Here is a 14,689-nt window from a genome sequence, read left to right as displayed (position 1 = left end):
GCGAACCGCGGCGATGCCCCGCACGCATTGCGATGCGCTGCGCCCCGATCAGGACGTGGCGAGGCTCTTTCGCTCGCTGTCCAGCAGCGCCTTGCGGTCGACGATGAACGAGACCGCGACGCCCGCCACAAGCGCCCAGAACGGGGCGCTGATGCCCAGCAGGGACAGTTTCGACATGGCGACCGCGAGCGCGACGAAGGCGCCGGTCTGGTTGCCGAGCGACTTGCCGAAGGCATTCTGGAACGCGGCCAGCAGGACGCCGATCATGGCAAGCCCCGCAACCGTTCCGATGAGCGCGCCGGGCAGCGACATAACCACCGGCACGGCGGCGCCGGCCACCAGCCCGAAGGTCCCGAACAGGATGCCGTTGACGACGGTCGCCGCATAGCGTCCCTCCGTGTTCTCGCCGGCCTGTTCGGACGAGCAGATGGCGGTCATGGGGCCCGCGATATTGGCGTTGTGGCCGCCGAGCAAGCCGGCCGCGACGCCGCCGATACCGGACACGATCGTCATCATGTTGATCGGCGGGCGGTACCCCTCCGCCATCAGCACGCCGGTCGCCTGCGCATTCTCCGCGCCGATGACCAGAAGGGCCAGCGGCACCGAGATCGCGAGGAAGGCGTCGAGCGTGAAGGCGGGCGCGGTGAATTCCGGCATCACGAAGGCGATATCCGCGCTGCCCCCGCCGACGGAGCCCATTGCAAAGGCGGCCAGGAGACCGACAACGAAGGCGGAGAGCACCGGCGGAACCGTCTTTGTGACGCGCATGGACACGAAGAACGCCACGATGGCCGCCCCGGCGATGATGGGCGCCGAGCCCACGGCGGACACCGCCCCCGTCGCGAAGCGGATGAGCGCGCCCGCGATCATCGCCATGACGATGGGCATGGGCAGCCACCGCATGACCCTGCCGATGAGGCCGCTGACGCCGAGCAGGAAGACGATCGCGCCCGCCATGATGAAGGCGCCGATGGCCTCGTTGAACGAGAATGCGGCGAGCGAGCCCGCCACGAGCGCCGCGCCCGGAATGGAATAGGCGCCCGTGATGGGTTGCTTGTAGCGCAGCGCCAGAAAGATGCTGATGAGCCCGCCGAGAAAATAGATGGCGAAGAGCCAGGCCACGGTCTGGCCGTCCGTCAGCCCGCCATTCCTGGCACCGCCGATCACGATGAGCGCCGGGCCGGAGCAGCCGAAGATGGCCGCGACGAGCCCGGCGCCGGCCGTCTTCAGGTTGAGGTGCCGGGGCAGGTCGCGCAGGCCGGCGGCGATGCCCGGCCCGGTTTCCACGATGGTTCGTTTTTCCATGTCTTTTCCTCCCTTGAAGCGGCGGGAGGGCCGGCATTTCCGCGCCGGCACCGCCTGCCTGGTGGACCCGGCCGGTCCCCCGCCCGGCCGGGCATGCGGTCAGCGGCCGGTGAAGTTCGGCGCGCGTTTCTCGTGGAAAGCCGTCACGCCCTCGCGGAAATCGTCGGACGAGCGCAGGCGGCTGTAGCAGTGCCCCTCAAGCTCGATGGCCACGGAGAGGGTGGCGTCGTCGGTGTCGTTGAGCAGTGTCTTGGCGGTACGCTGGGCAAGCGGCGAGAAGGCGATGAGCTCTTCCACCAGGGCGTCGACGGCACTCTCGAGTTCCGCGTCGGCGACCACCTCGGTGGCGATTCCCCAGTCATGGGCCTGCTGGCCGGTAATCCGCTTCGACCGCATGACGATGTCCTTCGTGCGGGTGATGCCGACCATCTTCTGCAGGCGCGCGGACCCGCCGGAGCCCGGGATCTGGCCGAGCTTCTGCTCAGGCAGCGCGTAGAGCGTGGTGTCGCTGGCGATGCGGAAGTCGCAGGCGAGCGACAGCTCGAAACCGACGCCGAAGCAGTAGCCGCGATTGGCGGCGATCACCGGCTTCGAGCAGCGCGCCGGCGCGGCGATGTTCCAGGCGAGATGGGCGACATGTTCGGGGCTCGCCTCGAGGAACCCTCTGATGTTGCCGCCGGAGGAGAAATGCGCGCCCGTGCCGGACACCACGATCACGCGCACGCGGCCGTCGCCGTCCAGCGCCTCGAAGACGAGGCGAAGCTGGTCGCGCTGGGCCATGGACACGACATTGTAGGGCGGCCGGTCGAGGACGATATCCGCGCGCTGGCGTTCGGCATCGACGGTCACGGAGAAGCCGTCGAGCTCGGCGAGGCGCGGATCGTCGAAACGCATGGTCTCAGTCATGATGGAGGGCATCCTTTCACTCTGCCTTCTGGGGATATCCGGGGGTCGCCGCGCCCTCGGGGCGGTAGTCGCCCGCCACGAGCATGCGGCGCAGAACCTTGCCGACCGGCGATTTGGGAATCTCGTCGACGAAGACGATGCGGCGCGGGCGGCGGAAATTGGCGAGGCCGGAGGCCCGGCAATGCTCGTCGAGCTCTTCCGCGGAGACCTCGCCGCTGCGCTTGACGAAGGCCGTGACGATCTTGCCCCAGCGCTCGTCCGGCAGGCCGACCACGGCGACCTCGGCCACGCGGTCGTGGAGCGAGAGGCAGCTTTCCACCTCGACGGGCGAGACGTTCTCCCCGCCGGTGATGATCATGTCGTCGACACGGCCCGTGACGAACAGGTCGCCATCCTCGTCGAGGAAGCCGGTATCCCCGGTGAAGTACCAGCCCTGCCGCAGCGCCTTGGCATCGGCGTCGGGCCGGTTCCAGTAGCCCTCGAAGGATTCGTCGCCCTCCAGCAGCGCGACGATCTCGCCCTCCTCGCCGGGTCCGGCGACATCGTCGGGCGAGGCGGCGTCGAGCTTCACCACGCGGATCATCTGGTTGATGCCGGCGCGCCCCGCCGAGCCGGGCTTTCCCGCGGCATCCTGCTCGATGGTGAAGGTATAGATCTCCGAGGAGCCGTAATGGTTGACGAACAGCTCCGGCCGGAAGGCCTCCTGGAGTTTCTTCAGGAGACCGTCGGTCATGGACGCCCCGGCGAAACCGAGCTTGGAGACGGTCGCCACGCGGTCCGGGGAGAAGGCCGGATCGTGCAGCATGTCGTGATAGAGCGTCGGGACGAGATAGAGATTGGTGATCGCCTCCCGCTCGATCAGCGCGACGGCGCGCCCGGCATCGAAGCGCGGCATGCAGACGAATGCGCCGCCGATCAGCGAGGAGGCGATGAGCGAGCGCACGCCCATCGTGTGGTAGAGCGGCATCACGCCGAGCGTGCGCTCGCCGTGCCTGTAGAGGTTCTGCGCCACATGGGCGACGGCGCCGGCGCGCTCGGCCCGGTGGCGGCGCGGCACGCCCTTGGGGCGCGAGGTGGTGCCGGAGGTGTAGAGCATCAAGGACCAGTCCTCCGCCCCGGCGCGCGGCCGGGCGTCGGGGGCGTCGGCCTCCATGATCGCGGCGAGTTCGCCCGCCGCGGCGCAGGGCAGATCCGCCGCGCCCTGGGACTGGCGGAGCGCCTCCTCCGTCACCTCCTCGTGGAAGACGGCCCTGGCGCCGGCATCGCCGACGGCGTAGTCGATCTCGTCGCCCTTGGCGCGCCAGTTCAGCGGCGTCACGATGAGGCCCGAGAACTGCGCGGCCCAGTGGAGCGAGGCGTTCTCCCAGCGGTTCTGCATCACGGTGAGAATGTGATCGCCGGGCTTCAGCCCCATCCGGTCGAGCCCAGCCACGAGCGCGGAAATCCTGCGATACCACTGCGCATAGGTCAGCCGCGTGTCGCCGTCGACCACGGCGAGCGCGTCGGGATCGCGGCTGACGCTCGCAAGAAAGCTCGTCCCCAGATCAAGCATCGTCCTTTTGCTCCTTCCTGACGTCCTCCAGGGCTGCCAGCGCAGCCTTCACGATCGTCGCGTAGCCGGTGCAGCGGCACAGATGTCCGGACAGGTGCTCGCGGACCTCGTCCGCGCCAGCGTCGGGCCGCGCCGTCAGCAGCGCGTCGAGCGTCATCAGGATGCCGGGGGTGCAGAAGCCGCATTGCAGGCCGTGATGGGTCCGGAACGCCTCCTGAAGCGCGGAGAGGCGGGCGGGCTCCGGCGCGAGCGCCTCCACGGTGCGCACATCCGCGCCCTCGATCTGGGCGGCGAGGATGAGGCAGGACCGTGCCGGCGCGCCGTCGACCTGCACGGTGCAGGCCCCGCACACGCCGTGCTCGCAGCCCACATGGGTGCCGGTCGCGCCGATCTCGTGGCGCAGCAGGTCGCAGAGCAGCATCCGGCCTTCGGCGCGGACGCGCACCTCGCTGCCATTGAGGCGAAAGGTGACGAGATGTGTCTCGCCGGCGGTCAGCTTCGACATGCGCAGGCCTCCTCGACGGTCCGGCGGCCGAGACGGCGCACGAGCTCGCGGCGGTAGCGCGCGCTCGCATGGAGGTCGTCGCGCGCATTGAGCGACCAGGCGATCTCGTTGAGCGCATCGTCCAGCCCGTCGTCGCCGGGCGGGGGAACGGGAAACCGGCGCGGGCGGTCGTCGACGCCGGAGATTGCGAGATGGATGCCCTCGGTTTCCGCGACAGCCGCGCAGGCCACGATGGCGAAATCGCCATGCCGGCGCCCGACCTCCCTGAAGGCCACGCCCGTTCCCGGCGCGGGCACCGGGAAGGCGGCCGCCTCGATCATCTCGCCCTCGGCGAGCGCGGTCGACATCATGCCGAGGAAGAACTCATCCGCCGGAACGCTGCGGCGCTTGCGGGCCGTACGCAGCCGCACCGAACCGCCGAGCGCGACGAGGACGAGCGGCAGCTCCGCGCTCGGATCGGCATGGGCCAGCGACCCGCACACCGTGCCGCGCGCCCGCGTCTGGACATGGCCGATCCAGCCGATGGCCTTCGCAATGAGCGGAAGCCGGCTCGCGAGCTCCGGCCAGCGCTCCAGCGCCGCCTGCCGAACGCCCGCGCCGATCACGACCTCGCCGGCCTTCTCCTCGATGTTGGCGAGGGCATCGAGCCGCATGATGTCGATGAGCATGCAGGGGCGCGCGAGCCGCATGTTCAGCATCGGCACGAGCGACTGGCCGCCGGCAATGATGCGGGCGTCGCCACCGCCGTCATGCAGGGCCCGGAGCGCCTCCTCCAGGCTGTCCGGGCGCAGGAAATCGAAGGCGGCCGGTTTCATGCGCGGCCTCCGAACAGCGATGCCAGGAACGCCTTCGCGCGGGCGAACAGGCCACCGCCGCCCGCGGAGCCGCCGCCGGCATGGCGCGCGAGCGCCTGGAAGAACTGGCCGATCACCACGCGTGCCGCCCCGTCGAGCAGCCGGCCGCCGACGGAGGCGACCTTGCCGCCGATGCTCGCCTCGTAGCGATAGGCGACGACGGTCTGCGCGCCCTCCTCGGTGAGCGTGATGCGGCCCGTGCCGTTGCCGAAGCCGAGCGCGCCGCGCGTCTGCCCGGTCAGCGTCACCGCCTCGGGCTCGACCATGTCGGAGAGCGCGATATCGGCGCTGTAGCGCCCCTTCACCGGGCCCACGCCCAGCGTCACATCGGCGTGGAAGCGGGTGTCTCCGACCTTCTCTACCCCGTGCGCGCCGGGGATGATGGCCTCAAGCGTGGCGGGATCGAGCAGCATGCGCCACACCGCCTCGCGCGGGGCGGAGACGGTCGCCCGTCCCTCCCCCGTCAGCACGCGCTCGCCCGGGCGCGCGGCGGCCGGCACGAGAGTCTCTTGCGGGGTCGCCGGCGGCGTCTCCTCGCCGAAGACCAGCGCGCCGACGCGGCCCGGCGACAGCGGCAGGGCGATATCGGCCGCGCCCGTGGCGTCGGCCACCGCATTGGCGATGCAGACGGGCGTGGACATGCAGTTGCCCTCGCCCACGCCCTTGGCGCCGAGCGGGGTGAACGGCGACGGGCTCTCGTGATGCAGGATGACCGGCTCCGGCGTCTCCATCGCCGTCGGCATCAGATAGTCGGCGAGCGTGCCGGACAGGAAGGAGCCGTCCTCGCCATAGGCATATTCCTCGTAGAGCGCCGCACCGAGCGCCTGGGCGAAGGCGCCGCGCACCTGCCCCTCGACCATGGCGGGGTGCAGCACGCGGCCGCAATCGTGCATGGTGACGTATTTGTCGATGCGGACCTCGCCGGTCTCCCGGTCGATCTCCACGCCGCAGAAATCGAAGATGAAGCCGTGGCAGAGCGACGAGTTGACCCCGTCCTCCGGCGTCGGCGCCTGCAATTCCTCCGGCGTCCAGAACACGGTCTCGCTGATCGTCTGACCGACCCCCTCGGGCAGCGTGGCCGGCGCCCAGTGGCTCGCCGCGGCGACCCGGGCGAAGGAGACCGAATTGTCCGGATTGCCGCGGCCGAAGACGCGGCCGCCGCGGAACTCGACCTCTTCGGCCTCGATATTGAGCTGGCCCGCGGCGATGGCGGCCAGCCGCTCGCGGATCCGGTCGGCGGCGAGCCTGGCCGTGCCCGCCACGGCGGCGGCGAAGCGGCTGGAATAGTTGCCCGACGCGATGGACCAGGCATCGCGCCCCGTATCGAGCTCGGTATTGACGCGCACCGCCTCCATGGGCAGGCCCAGCCGGTCGGCGACGACCTGGGCGAGCACCGTGCAGTGCCCCTGGCCCTGGGGCACGGAGGCGACCTTCACGGTCACCGCGCCGAGCGGATCGATGGCGACAGTGGCAACCGCCTGCGCCCCGTTCTTCGGCCCGGCCTTGGCCCGTTCCTCCGGGGTCAGGACGGTGGTGATGTAGCCCATGTTCGACACGCTCGGCTCGACCGCCGCGGCCATGCCGATGCCGTAGAGCCGGCCCTGCGAGCGGGCCCGCTCGCGCCGGGCGCGGAGATCCTCCAGCCCACCCTCCTCCGCGGCGCGGTCGAGGGCTGAGCGGTAATCGCCGGAATCGAGCAGCGCGCCTGTTGCCGTGCGGTAGGGAAAGGCGTCGGCCGGCACGAGATTGCGGCGGATGACGTCGAGCCGGTCGAGGCCCAGCTCGTCGGCGATCCGGTGCACGAGCCGCTCCAGCGGGAAATAGACCTGCGGGCCGCCAAAGCCGCGATTGAGGCCGGTCGGTGTCTTGTTGGTGAGCACCACCCGGTTGCGGATCGAGACGTTCCCGATGGCATAGGCCCCCGTCATGTTGCCGTGCATGCGATAGAGGGTTGCGGGCTCGGGCGCGCGCAGATGCGCCCCGCAATCCTCGATCTGGTCCCATGCGAGCGCCGCGATCGCGCCGTCGGGCCCGACCGCCGCCTCGAGCCTCGTCACACGATTGGTCGCCGACACCGAGGCAGTGAGGTGCTCCAGCCGGTCCTCCACCCATTTGACGGGCCGGCCGGCGACGCGCGCGGCCACGGCGGCGAGGACCACATAGACGAAGACACCCTGCTTCACGCCGAAGGAGCCGCCCGAGTCGGGCGGTGTGCGCAGCCGCATGCGGTTTCCGGGCACCTTGAGGGCACGCGCGATGACGGCATGGATGGAGAACGGCCCCTGGAAATTGGCCGTCACGTCATAGGCGTCCTCGCCGGGGTCGTATTCGGCGATCACGCCGTAGGTCTCGATGGGCGTGCAGGAATTGCGCGGATAGGCGATCTCCACCGAAATCCGGTGGACGGCCTTCGCGAAGGCCGTTTCGGGGTCGCCGTAGCGGAAGCGCCGGTCGCTGATGCAGTTGCTGCCGAGGGAAGGGTGGAGGAGCGCCGCATCCTCGCCGAGCGCGGCCCGAGGGTCCATGACGACCGGCAGGGTGGCGTAATCCACCTCGATCAGGTCGAGCGCGTCCTCGGCGACATAGCGGTTTTCCGCGACGACGATGGCCACGGGCTCGCCGACATAGCGCACGCGGTCGCGCGCCATCGGCCAGCATTCCACATCGGCCTTCACGCCGACGGTGAGGCTCCTGGTGAGAGCCGCGACGTCATCGCCGGTGAGCACCGCGAAGACGCCGTCGAGCGCGCGGGCATTCGCGGTGTCGATGGAGCGGATCTCGGCATGGCCGTGCGGGGAGCGAAGGATCGCCGCGTGCGCGGTCCTGCGGCTCGTCGGCAGGTCGTCGAGATAGCGGCCCCGTCCCGTGAGCAGCGCGGCATCCTCCACGCGCGGAACGGAACGCCCGACAAGGCCCGCCGCATCTGCGGTCTGGTTCATCGGTTCCTCCCCGCCGTCCGGCACGGACGGTCGTTTTCCGCCTTCATGCCGCGGGGATGGAGGGACGGCGATACCGCCCAGTCTTACGACTTACCGAGGAGTCTCAAATTTCGGCGTTGAGGCGGGTGACCTTGCGGAAGACGCTGGGCGAGGATCCGGCATGGTCGTGGAAGAAGCGGGAGAAGTGCGCCGGCACCGAGAAGCCGAGGCGCTCGCCGATGGCGGCGAAGGTCTCGTCGCCTTCCGCCACCAGCTCGACCGCGCGCTCGAGCCGCTGCACATTCAGGTAGATGCGCGGGCTCACGCCCATATTGCTCTCGAAGAGGCGGAAGAAATGCGCCCGCGACAGCCCGACATCGCGCGCGAGCTCGTTCATGCCCGGTATCTCGCCCGGCACGGCCTCGATCCGCCGGACCGCCTTGCGGATCCGGTAGTCCATCATGCCCCGGTCGGCGAGGCTCCTGATGGAATGGGGCAGCGCCTTCCAGGCGGTGAACCGCTCGATGAGGGCGATCATGAGCCGGCCGAGGAGCTCCTCGTGCATCGCCGTCTCGTCGGGGGCGTGCACCATGGCGCCGGCGAGCAGACCCGCCATCCGCCGGATCCCGGGCGTGATGGCGCCGACCGTCTCCTCGAAGAAGTCGGGCGCGTTGCTCGCCGCCCAGTTCGCGCGGAAATGACCCAGCCAGTGCGGCTCGATATAGAGCGCGAGGATCACCGTCTTGGGCCGGGTGGGATCGTGGTCGTAGGCGTGCGGTTCCCAGGCGTTGACGAGAACCGCGCTTTCGTCGGTGAGATGGGCGATACGGTCGCGCACGAGGAACTGCGTGTCCGCCCCCTCCACCTTCAACAGGACATGGCAATGGGGGTGCGCATGGCGCACCAGCGGGCGGTCCATATCCAGAAGTGCCACGCGCCCGAAGGGGCCTCTGGCAATTCGCAGGGCATCCGACATGGCTGTTCTCCGGCCCATCCGGCAATCGCGGCGCAAGGCCGGACCGTCTGCGATTGACCGTTTCCTCCGTCTCGAGCCATAGCCGACAGGTCGCCCCGGTCATCCTCCCTGCTTCGGCTTGCAGCGTGGCGCGCATTGTACCCGCGCCTCGCCATTCGGCAAGAACCTGTTACCGCGCCCGCGCGCGCCCTGCCCTAGTCGAGCATTTCCGGGCGAAAGAGGGCGCGCCGGTCGACGATCTCGCCCGCCACCATGAAGACGCCGTCGCCCGTATAGTGCAGCGTCTCGGGGTATTCGGGCTCCGGCGCGGCATGCGCCGCGACCACCTCGAAGATGAAGAAATTGTAGCGATCAACCAACGCGTCCTCGTGGAGGCGGCACTCGAAGGCGGCATGGCATTCGCGGATCGCGGGCGCATCGACGCGGGTCGCTTGCTCCGCCGTCAGGCCGAATTCGGCGAACTTGTCGATCCGGGCTCCCGTCGTGTTGCCGATCCCGACCACGGTATCGGTCAGCGCCGTCGTCGGCAGGTTGATAACGCATTCCCCGCTGGAACGGATCATGTCGAAGCTGTGATTGCCGCCCGAGATCATGAGACCGACGAGGGAGGGGGAGAATTCGAGGATCGTGTGCCAGCCGAGCGTCATGATATTGCTCCGCCCCCGCCATCGCGACGAGACGAGGACGATCGGCCCCGGCTCCAGATAGCGCCGCACGCGGCTGACCGGAAACTCCTTCTTGTGCGGAAAACCTGCCATCGTCTCATGCCCTCCGGACTGTCGGTCTCCCCGCAGCATAGCAGCGCACACCGGCGCAGGGCATTCACCCCATCGCGGCCCTGTAGCGCGACCAGATCAGGCCGGAGATGGCGAGATCGGCCGGCGCATGGCCGCGGAAGACGAACATGGCGCGCTCCGTCTCGCCGGTGCGGCCGGGATGGATGCCGGCGGCCAGCTCCGACAGGTCGCAATGGAGCGTGAGCGCGCCGTCGAGATAGCGCATGTGCTGCTCGCGGTCGTCGGTCGCCATGAGGTCGAGCGCGCCGAGCCCCTCCGGGAGCCACGAGCGCCCGACATCCACCGCCGCGACGAAGGCGCCCGGCGCGAGCCAGGCCGGGTCGAGAAACGGTTCGAGCCCCGGGCTTGCCGGCACCGTCGTGACGACGATATCGCTGCCGCGCACCGCCTCCTCCGGCGAAACGGGGCCCCGCGCCTCCATGCCGAGCCCCCGCGCATGCTCGGCAAGCCGGGCGGCGGACCGCTCGGACCGGCTGCTGCACAGCGCCGTGCGCAGGCCGGGGCAGAGCGCGCGCATGGCCTCCAGATGGGTGCGCGCCTGCAGACCGCTGCCGACGAAGCCGATGGTCGCGCTCTCCCTTCGGGCCAGATATCGCGCAGCAAGGGCCGACATGGCGGCCGTCCGCAGGCCGGTCATGGCGTTGGCGTCCATGATCGCCAGCGGCGCGCCGCTTGAGAAATCGTTCAGGACGGACAGGGCGTGGATGCCCGGCCGGTCGTCGCCCGCAGGCCGCGGCGCGACACCCAGCCATTTGACCGTGGCGAGCCCCAGCTCCTCGCTGCCTGCGCACATCGCCTGGAACATGTGGCCGGGCCCGATATCGAGCGACGTCTTGGGCCTGGAGACCACCCGGCCGGCGTGATTGAGCCGGTAGATCCGCAGGAGCGCCTCGCGCGCCTCGTCCGGCGTGAGATGCAGGCCGGCGATCGCGGCGTCGTCGATGAAAGGCAGGGCGTCGCTCGTCATGCGAAACGCTGGGCTCCATAGGGTTCGGGGTCGACGACGGGAGGCCGTCCGGCAGACAGCTCGGCGGCGAGACGGCCGCTGATCGGCCCCATGGCGAGGCCGCTATGGCCGTGGCCGAAGCTGTAGACCACGTCGGGCGAGCGGCGCGACGGACCGATGCAGGGCAAGCCGTCCGGGGTCGAGGGGCGATGGCCCATCCAGCGGTCGATGCGGGCGCCATCCATCCGGCCGGCGAAGGCGGGGAAGACCCGGGGAAGGTATCCGGCCAGGATATCCGCCCGGCGCCAGTCAGGCTCCGCCTCCATGCCGGCAAGCTCCACCTGGCCCGCGACCCGCAGGCCGGCCCGCGTCATGGTGATCGCCATCTTGCCGTCCATCGGCATGATGGGATGGCGGGGCACATGAACCGGATCGGGAACGACCACATGGTAGCCGCGCTCCGTCTCCAGGGGCACACGGTCGCCCGCCTGCCGGGCCAGCATGCGCGAATGGATGCCGGCGGTGACCAGCGCCCGGTCGCAGACGATCTCCCCGCCGCCTTCCGTCTCCACCGCCCGCAGCCGGTCCCCCTCGAAGCGGAACCCGGTGGCGCGCACGGTCTCAAGGCGCGCACCGTCGCGGCAGGCGCCTTCGACGAGGCCCGCGACGAAGGCGCCCGGATCGGTGAGATTGGCATCCGACGCGAGGTGCGCGCCAAAGCCGTAATCGGCGCTCAGGCCGGGCTCGAACTCGTGCAGCTCACCGCCCTCCAGCTCCTGCCACGAGAAGCCGTAGCGGGCACGCAGCGTCCAGGCGAGCGCGTCCGCCTCGAAGTCCGCGCGGTCGCGGTAGATCGAGAGCAGCCCGTCCGTCCGGAGAAGGTCGCAGAGCCCGCAGGCGGCGGCCTCCTCGCGGTAGTGCCCGAGCGCGCCTTGCGTCAGGGCGTAGCGGGCCGCCGCCGTCTTCTCGACCTTCGCGACGGTGGAGCCTGCCGCCACGAATCGCAGGAGCCACGGCGCGGCGCGCCAGAGATGGGACCAGCGTATCGCGAAGGGGCCGAGCGGGTCGGCGAGATAGCCCGGCACCTGACGCCAGAGGCCGGGAACGGAGACCGGCAGGAGCGAGCTTTCCAGGATCCAGGCGCCGTTGCCGTAGCTCGTCGCCTGACGCCCGCCGGGCGGTCCGGGATCGACGATCGTCACGCTCTGCCCGTCGCGGACGAGGGCCCGGGCGGCGAAGGCGCCGACGATCCCTGCCCCGATCACGACCACCCTCAACGGCTCGCCCATGGGATCCTGCCCCCTCCTCGTTCAGATCAGATCATGCGGGTATCGCGCTCAGGCGGTTCCGCAGCGCGGAGAGGTCGCGATGGACCGTATCGAGCTCCTCCAGCGCGAAGCCGTCCGCATGGGGAAAATCCCAGCGCTTCAGAACCGCCTTCAGAGCTCCGGTGTAGCGCGCTTCGCGCCCCTCCACAACGAGGCCATTCGTGGCTTCGAACGCCGCGTTCCAGGACACCGCCTCCTCCTGCGTGAGGCCGTCGGGCAGGTTGAGACGCAGGGTCCCCTCCTCCAGACGCACCGGATATCCGCCGGGCAGGCCGTTCGGGCCCGGCACATGGCCGACCCAGGGCTCGCCCGCCACATAGGCACGAATCAGCGTCACGCCGGAGGCACCGGAGACCTCGATGGCGGGTTCGGCGGTGAGCTTCACATCGGCGAAATCCTCGAACACATCCGCGATCTCGCGCCCGTCCAGGAAGACACGCGGGGCGACCGCCCCCTGCCGCTCGCCGCTCGGCCGGCGCCAGGCGGCGAGGTTCTGGTAATGGGCGAGCACGCGGAGCCGGGCGGGATCCGAGATACCCTTGGCGCCGGAGAACACATTGGAGAGGATGGCGACATTGCCCGTGCCGCAGAGCACATTGTAGCCCTGCGCGGCGATCAGACCGTTCACCACGTCCGGGAAGCAGCAATTGATGAACGCCGTCTCCGGCGAGTGTTCGGCGATGGCGCGCGCGACCTTTCCGGTGATCACGGCGTGAAATGGGGCGGTCGCGCTCAGGCCGCCCTCCGCGACCAGCGCCGTCCAGGCGTTCCCGGTATCGGAGATGACCATGGAGGTCTGGACCGAGGCGGCCTGCACGGCAATCCTGGGCCGTGTCTGCGCGATCACGCGCTCCGCCGCGCCGTCCTCCGTCAGGTCCGCCTCGAGCGTGGAGAAGGTGGCGGGACGGCCGAACATGGCGGCACGGGCGTTGCCGGCGGTGCGCAGCCAGTCGAGCCGGTCGCGGTTGCGACCCGCAATGGCGACCGAGATCGGCCGCTCCGCCGTCGCGGCGATGTCGAGCGCGATGCGCCCGGCAAAGGGGCCGGTTCCCGAAACCAGCACGTCGGTCTTGAAGCCTTCGGTCATCGGATGCTCTCCCGTTCTGCGAGACGGTCCCAGCACTCCTCCCGCGAGGGCGAGAGCCGGTGCTTCATGATGCGTTTGCTGGGGGTGCGTTCGAATTCGTCGACAAAGGCGATGTAGCGCGGCTGCTGGAAGGGGGCGAGCCGCTCCGCCAGCCATGCGCTCAGGGCGCCGGGGTCCTCCGTCGCGCCGGGCTTGAGCTGCACGAACAGCTTGATGTCCTGCTCGCCGACATCGGCGGCGACACCGATCATGGCGCTGTCCTCGACATCGGGGTGCAGGCCCACGACATGCTCCACCTCGTAGGCCGACACGTTCTCGCCCTTGCAGCGCACGCTGTCGCCCTTGCGGCCATGGAAGTAGAGATTGCCCTCGACATCGCGCGAGCCCATGTCGCCGGTGCGGAAACCTTCCGGCCGAAGGGCCCTGGCGGTCGCGTCCGGGTTGCGGAAATAGCCCGGGAAGATCGCGCCCGGCAGCGATGTCGTCACCACGATCTCGCCGCGCCCGTCCTTGACCTCCCGGCCGTCGTCGTCGAGCAGGCGCACCTCGAACCACGGCACGGGCCTGCCGATGGAGCCGACGACACCGGTATCGTTGAAGCTGGTGAGGCTGGACGCCTCGGTCATGCCGTAGCCCTCGCGGATCTCCACGCCGAAGCGCTCCTCGAAGGCGCGCCAGGCGTCCGCCGCGCAGCCGCCGCCCCAGGCGATGCGCACGGGATGGTCCCTGTCGCGCGGCGATGGCGGCTGCTTGAGCAGGATCTGGATGACGCCGCCCAGATAGTGGATATGCGTGGCGCCGGCCTCGCGCACCTCCTGCCAGAAGCGAGTGGCGCTGAACCGGTCGACCATGGAGAGCGAGATGTCGCGCACCAGCGGCAGGATCAGCGTCTGCGCACCGCCGATATGATAGAAGGGCTCCCACAGGAAATAGATGTCGCCCGGCCGCGGTGCCGAGCTCAGGGCGACGGCCTCGGCCGCCAGCCGCAGCATGCGGTGGGTCACGATCACGCCCTTGGCCGGCCCGGTGGTGCCGGAGGTGTACATGATCGCGGCCGGATCGTCCGCCGCCGGCACGGGGCCCGCGACGCCGCCGGCCTCCTCCAGATCGTCGCCGTCCGGGCACACCGTCACGGGCGCGCGCGCCCGTGCGCCGCATTCCGCGATCCGGTCCAGGAACTCCTCGTCGGCGACGATCAGGGCGGGGTCGCAATGGTCGAGGACATGGCGCAGCCCCTCGCCCTTGAGAGCGGCGTTGACGGGAACCCAGACATGGCCGGCCCGCAAGATGGCGAAGATCAGGGCGAGCGACGTCGTGCCGTTGCGCATCATGACGGCGACCCGGTCGCCGCGCTCCACGCCCAGCCGCGCGAGCATCGCGGCGAAGCGGGCCGACGCCCGGTCGAGGTCGGCGAAGGTGATGGCATTGCCGCCATAGCGCGCGAAGACCCGGTCCGGATCGGTCGCCGCACGGTCGTTGAACAGGCTGATGAAGTCTTGTGAACCAGGCATTTCC

Annotated in this window: 12 protein-coding genes; all 12 read right to left on the bottom strand. The window is 70.0% G+C overall.

Translation table 11 applies throughout. The annotated features are described in order from the left end of the window. Positions 1 to 48: 48 nt before the first annotated feature. Positions 49 to 1,305 carry a benzoate/H(+) symporter BenE family transporter gene (locus HW532_RS18895; protein ID WP_213161949.1) on the bottom strand — a complete coding sequence of 419 codons (1,257 nt, stop codon included), beginning with the start codon at positions 1,303 to 1,305 and terminating at the stop codon, positions 49 to 51. A 99-nt stretch (positions 1,306 to 1,404) separates the two neighbouring features. Continuing rightward, positions 1,405 to 2,211 carry an enoyl-CoA hydratase/isomerase family protein gene (locus HW532_RS18890; RefSeq protein ID WP_425491892.1) on the bottom strand — a complete coding sequence of 269 codons (807 nt, stop codon included), beginning with the start codon at positions 2,209 to 2,211 and terminating at the stop codon, positions 1,405 to 1,407. 16 nt (positions 2,212 to 2,227) lie between these two features. Continuing rightward, positions 2,228 to 3,763: an AMP-binding protein gene (locus tag HW532_RS18885; protein ID WP_213161947.1), complete on the bottom strand. Its 1,536-nt coding sequence runs from the start codon at positions 3,761 to 3,763 to the stop codon at positions 2,228 to 2,230. After that, complete coding sequence (locus HW532_RS18880; protein WP_213161946.1) at positions 3,756 to 4,268, bottom strand: (2Fe-2S)-binding protein; 513 nt, start codon at positions 4,266 to 4,268, stop codon at positions 3,756 to 3,758. The genes HW532_RS18885 and HW532_RS18880 overlap by 8 nt, the downstream gene beginning before the upstream one ends. Next, positions 4,256 to 5,083, bottom strand: coding sequence for an FAD binding domain-containing protein (locus HW532_RS18875; protein WP_213161945.1), 828 nt, complete (start codon positions 5,081 to 5,083; stop codon positions 4,256 to 4,258). Before HW532_RS18875 ends, HW532_RS18880 begins: the two co-directional genes overlap by 13 nt. Further along, complete coding sequence (locus HW532_RS18870) at positions 5,080 to 8,061, bottom strand: xanthine dehydrogenase family protein molybdopterin-binding subunit (protein ID WP_213161944.1); 2,982 nt, start codon at positions 8,059 to 8,061, stop codon at positions 5,080 to 5,082. The genes HW532_RS18875 and HW532_RS18870 overlap by 4 nt, the downstream gene beginning before the upstream one ends. A gap of 103 nt (positions 8,062 to 8,164) precedes the next feature. Continuing rightward, complete coding sequence (locus HW532_RS18865; protein ID WP_213161943.1) at positions 8,165 to 9,016, bottom strand: helix-turn-helix transcriptional regulator; 852 nt, start codon at positions 9,014 to 9,016, stop codon at positions 8,165 to 8,167. A gap of 194 nt (positions 9,017 to 9,210) precedes the next feature. Beyond that, the gene (locus HW532_RS18860) at positions 9,211 to 9,774 is read right to left on the bottom strand and encodes a flavin reductase family protein (protein ID WP_213161942.1); all 564 of its coding nucleotides are present in this window, start codon (positions 9,772 to 9,774) and stop codon (positions 9,211 to 9,213) included. A 64-nt stretch (positions 9,775 to 9,838) separates the two neighbouring features. Next, a complete protein-coding gene (locus HW532_RS18855) occupies positions 9,839 to 10,780 on the bottom strand; it encodes an ornithine cyclodeaminase family protein (RefSeq protein WP_213161941.1) in 942 nt (313 codons plus the stop codon). After that, positions 10,777 to 12,048, bottom strand: coding sequence for an NAD(P)/FAD-dependent oxidoreductase (locus HW532_RS18850; RefSeq protein WP_213161940.1), 1,272 nt, complete (start codon positions 12,046 to 12,048; stop codon positions 10,777 to 10,779). The genes HW532_RS18855 and HW532_RS18850 overlap by 4 nt, the downstream gene beginning before the upstream one ends. 31 nt (positions 12,049 to 12,079) lie before the next feature. After that, on the bottom strand, positions 12,080 to 13,174 hold the full coding sequence (locus HW532_RS18845; protein ID WP_213161939.1) for a hypothetical protein: 1,095 nt from the start codon (positions 13,172 to 13,174) through the stop codon (positions 12,080 to 12,082). Beyond that, positions 13,171 to 14,685: an AMP-binding protein gene (locus HW532_RS18840; protein WP_213161938.1), complete on the bottom strand. Its 1,515-nt coding sequence runs from the start codon at positions 14,683 to 14,685 to the stop codon at positions 13,171 to 13,173. Before HW532_RS18840 ends, HW532_RS18845 begins: the two co-directional genes overlap by 4 nt. Positions 14,686 to 14,689: the final 4 nt, after the last annotated feature.

Origin of the sequence: Kaustia mangrovi (assembly GCF_015482775.1) — a bacterium.
GTDB classification, from domain to species: Bacteria; Pseudomonadota; Alphaproteobacteria; order Rhizobiales; family Im1; genus Kaustia; species Kaustia mangrovi.
The sequence above is the reverse complement of the archived record's forward strand: the minus strand, read 5'-3'. Positions and strand labels throughout refer to the sequence as shown.

Coding starts and splice junctions, on each gene's coding strand:
- HW532_RS18895 (WP_213161949.1), bottom strand. CDS start 1,305: ATGGAAAAACGAACCATCGTGGAAACCGGGCCGGGCATCGCCGCCGGC.
- HW532_RS18890 (WP_425491892.1), bottom strand. CDS start 2,211: ATGACTGAGACCATGCGTTTCGACGATCCGCGCCTCGCCGAGCTCGAC.
- HW532_RS18885 (WP_213161947.1), bottom strand. CDS start 3,763: ATGCTTGATCTGGGGACGAGCTTTCTTGCGAGCGTCAGCCGCGATCCC.
- HW532_RS18880 (WP_213161946.1), bottom strand. CDS start 4,268: ATGTCGAAGCTGACCGCCGGCGAGACACATCTCGTCACCTTTCGCCTC.
- HW532_RS18875 (WP_213161945.1), bottom strand. CDS start 5,083: ATGAAACCGGCCGCCTTCGATTTCCTGCGCCCGGACAGCCTGGAGGAG.
- HW532_RS18870 (WP_213161944.1), bottom strand. CDS start 8,061: ATGAACCAGACCGCAGATGCGGCGGGCCTTGTCGGGCGTTCCGTTCCG.
- HW532_RS18865 (WP_213161943.1), bottom strand. CDS start 9,016: ATGTCGGATGCCCTGCGAATTGCCAGAGGCCCCTTCGGGCGCGTGGCA.
- HW532_RS18860 (WP_213161942.1), bottom strand. CDS start 9,774: ATGGCAGGTTTTCCGCACAAGAAGGAGTTTCCGGTCAGCCGCGTGCGG.
- HW532_RS18855 (WP_213161941.1), bottom strand. CDS start 10,780: ATGACGAGCGACGCCCTGCCTTTCATCGACGACGCCGCGATCGCCGGC.
- HW532_RS18850 (WP_213161940.1), bottom strand. CDS start 12,048: ATGGGCGAGCCGTTGAGGGTGGTCGTGATCGGGGCAGGGATCGTCGGC.
- HW532_RS18845 (WP_213161939.1), bottom strand. CDS start 13,174: ATGACCGAAGGCTTCAAGACCGACGTGCTGGTTTCGGGAACCGGCCCC.
- HW532_RS18840 (WP_213161938.1), bottom strand. CDS start 14,685: ATGCCTGGTTCACAAGACTTCATCAGCCTGTTCAACGACCGTGCGGCG.